The sequence below is a fragment of the Hyphomonas oceanitis SCH89 genome (assembly GCF_000685295.1).
In the GTDB taxonomy this organism is placed as follows: domain Bacteria; phylum Pseudomonadota; class Alphaproteobacteria; order Caulobacterales; family Hyphomonadaceae; genus Hyphomonas; species Hyphomonas oceanitis.
Genome location: NZ_ARYL01000065.1, coordinates 1 through 7328, shown reverse-complemented (window position 1 = coordinate 7328; position 7328 = coordinate 1). Strand labels below are relative to the sequence as shown.

4 protein-coding genes are annotated in these 7328 nt (G+C 56.4%); all 4 read left to right on the top strand.

Annotation, left to right across the window (positions count from 1 at the left end; translation table 11 throughout):
• The coding region (locus HOC_RS19600) for a MerR family transcriptional regulator (protein WP_035541858.1) at window positions 1–361 on the top strand (361 nt) is incomplete at its 5' end.
• 635 nt (window positions 362–996) lie between these two features.
• Window positions 997–2280: a TolC family protein gene (locus tag HOC_RS19590; protein WP_035541851.1), complete on the top strand. Its 1284-nt coding sequence runs from the start codon at window positions 997–999 to the stop codon at window positions 2278–2280.
• A 4-nt stretch (window positions 2281–2284) separates the two neighbouring features.
• Window positions 2285–3484, top strand: a complete 1200-nt coding sequence (locus HOC_RS19585) for an efflux RND transporter periplasmic adaptor subunit (protein ID WP_035541848.1) — start codon at window positions 2285–2287, stop codon at window positions 3482–3484.
• Window positions 3485–3502: 18 nt separating this feature from the next.
• Window positions 3503–6607: an efflux RND transporter permease subunit gene (locus tag HOC_RS19580; protein WP_035541846.1), complete on the top strand. Its 3105-nt coding sequence runs from the start codon at window positions 3503–3505 to the stop codon at window positions 6605–6607.
• Window positions 6608–7328 lie beyond the last annotated feature (721 nt).

Genomic DNA, 7328 nt, shown 5'->3' with positions numbered 1-7328 from the left:
AACAATCCGCTACTACGAATCCATCGGTCTGCTGCCGGACCCTGGCCGTACAACTGGGGGGCAACGCGCCTACGATTCGGCTACCCAGCAACGCTTATCGTTCATCCGGCAATCCCGTGACCTGGGCTTTCCTATTCAGGCGATCCGTGAACTAATCGCGTTGCAAATGACGCCTGACGAAGATTGCGCGAAAGTCGATCAAGTTGCGCGGCACCATCTGGCGGAAGTGGACCGGCGCCTTAAGCAATTGAGGGCTTTGAAACGGGAACTTCAGGGCATGATCACGTCTTGTGAAGGCGGCGAAGTGGCCTGTTGCGCAATCATGGAAAGCATCTCCAGCACGGCTTCATATCCCCTGTAGATCCACAACCACAGCAGGTCTGTCATCTTCAAAGAACGGCGAAATCGGCGCTTGACCCTCCAGCGGCTGTAGAGATTAAAGAGGCGACAATTGAGAATTGAAACACGCTTGAACCCGGTTTGCCAATCGGGTTCGAAGTGATCGTAAGGCAATAAGTGTCGTTGTCTTGTGGGCTGGAGAAGATATTAAACGTGAAGGTGAGCTGGAAACACTCTCGCAAAATTGCGACTTTGCTGCAGCTCGCGCGGTTTTCCTGCGTGTCGTTATTCTTTATGCTGTCAGGATTCGCGACAAGCCCGGCAACTTCACTGCAAGCGTCGCCCTTGTGTGCGCAACCGCAGGCAACGAACGCAATTGAAGCGTTTATGTTGGGGCCTCTCAGTTCGGCAGATCGCATTGACCCAGAAGATATCGATGTCGATTATTGTCACTACCTTGCTTGTACGTCATTCATTTCAAACTCATCGTCGCCATTGTGTTTCCGCCACAATCAATCCGCTATTGATCGGTCGGCTGACAAAGAAACACTTGTCCGTGACTATCCAATAAGCCCTTTTCGTCCGCCTCGCACCTGACGCCTGCGCTCCGTTGCCGGAGCGGCTAGCACACAACGGGTCAGATCAAGGAAAATTACAATGCAAAAACTTTTATGGGCCGCACTCGGTCTGGCGGTCATGCTTCCGGCCAATGCAGAAGTTGGACCCTGCAACGCTTATGGTCCTAATGAACACAAATCTCCAGTTACCGCCGAAACACCACTCTCGTTGAATTCCGTGTTGTCTGAGATCAGGCTCGCCTCACCAGAGGTTCGGGCCTCGGGACTCGAAATTCAAGCCCGGTCGGCTGACGCGACTCAAGCGGGGCGGCGTTTGAATCCTGCGCTTTCCGTGGAACTTGAAGAATTTTCTGGAAGCGGCCCGTTGACCGGGTTTGACCGGGCAGAAACAACCATCGCTATTGAGCAGACCGTCCGCCTGGGCGGCAAGCGACAGCGCGCGCAAGCTGCGGCTCGCGCGTTGACGGCGCTCGCTTCGGCTGAATGCGCCGTCATTTTGAGAGAAGTTGAACTGCAGGGCACGGTGCTTTTTTTTGAGTACGTCGCCGCACTCGAAGACGCAGAACTCTTGGAAGAAGCCGCGGAGACATCCGAAAAACTGGCTGAGACGGTCCGTAGACGCGTAGCCGCTGGAGCTGCGCCGCCACCTGAACAGTCCCGGGCCGATAGTGCGACAGCTTCTGCGCGCGCCGATGCGGTTTTCGCCTGGGGCTTGGTAGAGCAGCGCAGATATGCCTTGGCCGCAATATGGGGGCAATCAGATCCCCTGTTCAACACCGCGATCGTGGAAGACTCGGTAGTCGGTGCTTTGGCTGATCCGGGAAACAGGTCCCTTCACCCGCAAGTCAGGCGGGCGGCTGCGTCCGCCGCAGCGTCACGGGCGGCCGCCGACGTCGAGCGCGCAGAAGCCATGCCGAATGTAACATTCACCGCTGGCATGCGCCGGTTCGAGGAAACCGGCGACAGCGCCATTGTCGCTGGTGTATCTGTTCCCCTGCCGCTTTTTGATCGCAATCGCGATAGCGCGCGCGCAGCCGATCTGCGGGCACAGGCAAGCCAGATGAATAGAGCTGCTGTTGAGGCGCGTCTGCTTGCAGAACAGCGAGCCGCCATCGCCGCCGTGACGGCCGCCCGTCAACGCCTCAGTCTGCTCGAAGACACCGCTTTGCCCAATGCTATCGCCGCCTTTGAAGCGTCTATGCACGGGTACGCGGTTGGAAAATTTGATCTGACCACCACGATTGATGCGCGTAGCGCCTTGATTGACACGCAACGCGCCGTTTTGGACGCAAAGACAACGCTGCGTATCGAGACGGCTCGCCTGAAAAGCCTGATTGGCGACACGCCATTTTCCGGAGAATGAACCTATGACTTTCCATTGGAAACCACTTTTATTGGCGGCGGCCAGCGCGTTTATTCTAGCAGCCTGCAATAGCGAGAGCCCATCAACTGAAGGAGATGCGGACCTCGTTGTTGTGGAAACCAAGCAAGACGATGATGCTGAAGTCGAGGGGAATGACGTCGTTCTAAGCCGCATTGCGGCGCAAGCCGCTGGCATTCGGGTGGCGACTGCCGAGGTCGGGCGTATGGGAGAAACCCTGAACTTACCCGCCGAAGTGCGTTTCGATGCCGATCGAATCGCCAATATCTCTCCGCAGATCAGTGGCATTGTACGGATGCTATACGCAACCGAAGGCGACGCAATCCAACGTGGCGATCGATTGGCGCTGCTCGCCAGCCGCGAATTGGCTGAATTGAAGTCAGACTATGTTTCTGCCGCCGCCGCAACCGAACTTGCGCGGACGACTATGGCTCGCGAAGAAGCGCTTTGGGCGGACAAAATCACGTCTGAAGCGGACATTCAGGCGGCTCGCGCGGCCTTTTCAACTGCCAGTGCCGCGCTTGATTCAGCTGAGACGAACTTGCATGCTGTTGGGCTCAGCCCAGCGTCGACGGCTGCGGCGGGCAATAGCTCAGATTATGTCGTCACCTCACCAATAACGGGCGTCATTACTCAGCGAACGGTCACCTTAGGCGAAGCTGTCTCTTCCGACGATACGTCTGCCGGACCGATGTTCACCATCGCTGATGACAGTGTCGTTTGGGTCGATATTGCTGTGTTCAAACAGGACCTTGCCCGCGTTGATACTGGGGCCAACGTGCATTTGACAGGCGATGCAGGGGAACCGCTGGCGCAGGCGCAGATCGCGTTTATCTCCCCTGTTGTCAATCAAGCGTCGCGCACCGCGACTGCCCGCGTGATTGTGGATAATCGCGATGGTCAGTTGCGGCCGGGTCAGTTTATTCGGGCCCAGATTGATCTCGGCGAAGGTATGTTAGTCGTGCGTGTCCCGAAAGACGCGGTGCAGATCGTCAATTCGACCCCTTCAGTGTTCCTGCCAACCGATGACGGCTTTGAGCCTACGCCGGTGGTGACCGGTATGGAGCAGGACGGCCTGGTCGGCATTCTTGAGGGATTAGAGGACGGGCAGCGATATGTCGCCGAGGGCGCCTTCACCCTAAAGTCACAATTGGAAAAAGATTCCTTCGGCGCAGACGAAGACTAGCAACAGGACAGCCCATTCATGCAAAACTTCATGCACCGTATCGCTGGTGGCCGATTGCTCGCCGCCATTTTCGCCAGCGCCATGACCATTGGCGGTCTGTTTGCCTTCCGCGCTTTGCCCGTCGACGCTTTTCCCGATGTCACGCCCTCGTTGGTGCAGGTCTTCACGGAAACTGACGGCCTCGGCCCAGAAGAAGTTGAACGCTACGTTACTTATCCCATCGAGGCCGCCATGGCAGGTCTACCAAAAATCGACCATATGCGCTCGGTGTCAAATTTCGGCCTGTCCGTGGTCAACATCTATTTTGAAGACGGCACCGATGTCTATTTTGCCCGCCAGGTCGTGGGTGAACGTCTGGCTCAAGCGCGCGAAGCCATCCCTCCTGGATTTGGCGAACCCAAGATGGGGCCGATCTCCACCGGGCTCGGGATCATCCTTTATTACAAACTGGTCGACAGCACAGGTACGCGCAGTCTCATCGAGATGCGCGAGATTCAGGACTGGATTGTCAAATACCAACTACAGACCGTCACAGGCGTGACCGAAGTCCTATCCCTCGGCGGATACGAAAAACAGTTTCAGATACTCATCGACCCCGAAGCAATGCAGTCATACGATCTCCAGATCAACGAAGTGACCGAAGCGCTCGAGCGCGGCAATCAGACCCTCGGCGCTCAATTCATCGAAATCGGCGCTGAACAATTTACTGTGCGCGGTATCGGGCTCGCGCGAAGCGTTGACGATCTTGCAGCGACCATCATCAGATCAGAAGATGGCCGCCCGATTCGGATGCGCGATATCGGCGATGTCGTCATTGGCGGCGGCGTGCGTCAGGGCCTTGCCACCTCGAATGGGAAAGGCGAAGTCGTTGCTGGTCTGGTGCTGAAACTCTACGGCACAAATACGTCCGAAGTCATCGAGCGGGTTAAAACACGCTTCGATGAAATCAACAAGACTCTGCCAGACGGCGTTCGCGCTGTGCCATATTATGATCAAGGTGCGCTGGTGAACAAAGCCGCCGCAACGGTCACGACGGCGCTCTGGCAGGGCGCTGTACTCGTCGCGATAGTCGTCTTCGTTTTTCTCGGCGGCTGGCGTCCCTCGCTTGTAGTGGTTTTATCTATTCCCTTCTCCGTTGGTTTCGCCTTCATTGCTATGAATGTTCTTGGCATCGGTGCCAACCTCATGTCGCTTGGCGGTGTTGCGATTGCCATCGGGATGATGGTGGACGGCGCCATCGTGATCACCGAAAATGTCGACCGCAGTCTGAAAGGCGCGCCTGACGAGAACCGCCGCGATCTGGTTGCCAGATCAACCGCTGAGGTAATCGCACCGCTTATTGCGGCTGTGAGTGTGGTGATTATTGTCTTTCTACCGCTTTTTGCGCTTGAGGGCGTTGAAGGGAAAACCTTCCGGCCGCTGGCCGCGTCTGCCGCGTTGGCTATGACAGGCTCATTGATCTATGCCGCGTTGATCGCACCCGCTTTAGCATTCGGCTTAATGCGACCAGCAAAATCATCGCGCGGCGCTGAAAGCGCGATGACCAATCTTATTGCATCCTGGGCAGGCTTCTTTGTCCGGTTCAGGGGCGCTGCCCTTGGACTGGCGTCGATACTTCTTCTGGCGGGCTGGTTGGCCGGGTCACAACTCGGGTCCGAATTTACGCCGGAGCTCGAAGAAGGCGATATCCTGCTTCGGGTCACGATGGCGCCCTCGATATCTCTGACCGAGGGTGAAGCCACAGTTACGCGGATCGAAAATCAATTGCTCGCAGAGTTCCCGGAAATTGAGACAATCGTTACGAGAGTCGGGCGCGGAGAAGTAGGTGCCGTGACGGATCCCACCAATAGCGCAGAAATATTTTTGGCCATGAAGCCGAAATCGGACTGGCGTTCTGGTATATCGCCCGAAGACTTTCGGTATGAGTTGTCGGAGTTCCTGGAGTCCTATCCGGGTATTCTTGCAAATGTTGGTCAACCCATTGCAATGGCTGTAGACGAACTGCTGACGGGCACGCGCGCCGAGCTCGCGATCAAAATCTTCGGTCCGGACTCAGACGCTCTGATTGCGTCCTCGGAGGAATTGCAGAAATTGCTCCGGCAAGTCCCCGGCGCTGCCGATGTACAGGCCGAACAACTGACCGGCGCGCCGGAATTGAAAGTCACAGTCAATCGCGATGAACTCGGACGTTACGGCCTCGACATCATGGACGCCCTGGATACGCTTCGCACGTCCGTCGGCGGCGCCGAAGCGGGCGCTCTGTTCGAGGGCGTTCGCCAATTTCCGATCATCGTTCGCCTCAACGCACAATCGCGGTCGGATCCTGCTGCCATCGGACGGATTCTTCTTAAATCACAAAATGGTGCGCTCGTGCCACTCAGCGAGGTCACCAATATCGAAACCGTGATCGGTCCTCGTCAGATCACGCGTGAGGATGGGCAACGGTTCATTGCCGTCCAGGCCAATGTCCGTGGGCGCGATATCGGTAGCTTCGTTGCTGAAGCCCAGGCGCTAACCGATGAAAAACTTGATCTTCCACCGGGTTACAGGCTTGTTTGGGGCGGGCAATTTGAATTGCAGCAACAAGCGAATGCAAAATTCGCCGTGGTCATTCCAATCACGCTCGCGATTGTCTTCCTGATTCTTCTAATGACCTTCGGGCGTGCCAAGTCAGCTATTCTGATCCTGCTCAACATCCCTCTGGCACTGACAGGTGGAACGCTGGCGCTATGGTTAGCGGGTCTGCCTGTTTCGGTGCCTGCTACGGTCGGGTTTATTGCATTGTTCGGGATCGCTCTCGGCAATGGTATGGTTCTGGTCAGCTTCATGGATGACTTTGCGCGCGCGGGGCGCGACAGGGATGAACTCGCCGTAGAAGCGGCCGGGTTGCGCGCGCGACCCGTTTTGATGACTGCGATGACGACTGCGCTGGGCCTTGCGCCCTTGTTGTTCGCCACAGGCGTTGGCGCTGAAGTACAAAGACCGCTCGCGACCGTTGTGATTGGCGGTCTTGTATCGTCAACCGTACTGACATTGCTTGTTTTGCCTGCTTTGCATCGGTGGTTCGCGCCTAAACCAGACAGTCATCACTCACTTGTGGAAACTGAGCATGTCTCAGCCTAAAGCGCGCCTTGCCTGGTCAGGCGAATTTACAATTGGGACAGGATGAGAGATTATTGACGCCCGGCTCGGTGACAATCGCCTGCATACCCATGCCGCATGAAAAATCGGATCGTACGACCGGAGCAGCCGCTGCAGCAGCAGTCATTGTACGTCGATATTCCTTTGTGAAGGTCGTCAGCGACCGACATTCCTTCATTTTCAGACCGGGATCGACTATCGAATGACATTTCTTAGTGATTTTTGAAGGATCGCCTGTTATGGGGCACGCTATGCGTTTGTCCGGATTCATCCTCAGCGTCAGAATATGGCTCGCAGCTTGTCTGGTCGCGACCATGTTGATTGGCCCTGCGTCGGCGGATGTACACGCGATGGATCCCGATACCATTGCCTGTCAGGCGTTAGATGACCAACTTGCGGCATTCGGTACAGACCGCACGGACGACGGGCAGTCTCGTCCGGATCACGATCACCATGCGCATACCTGCGGCAGTTGCCATTTCCATCTGGTCGGATCTTTCCCATCCAGATTCGTATCCCCTTGGGGATATCGGACAGTCGTTCTACCCGAGACGAATGTGTTCGCGCCTCGCGCCGGTCCCTTCGGACTCTACCGCCCTCCCCGTGTCTGACCTGACTCCCTAGCTGCGGCTCTGCCGTCGCCATTTTTCAGGTCATCACGAGGAAATTAACTCAATGAACACATTGAAGCAGGGCGCATGTT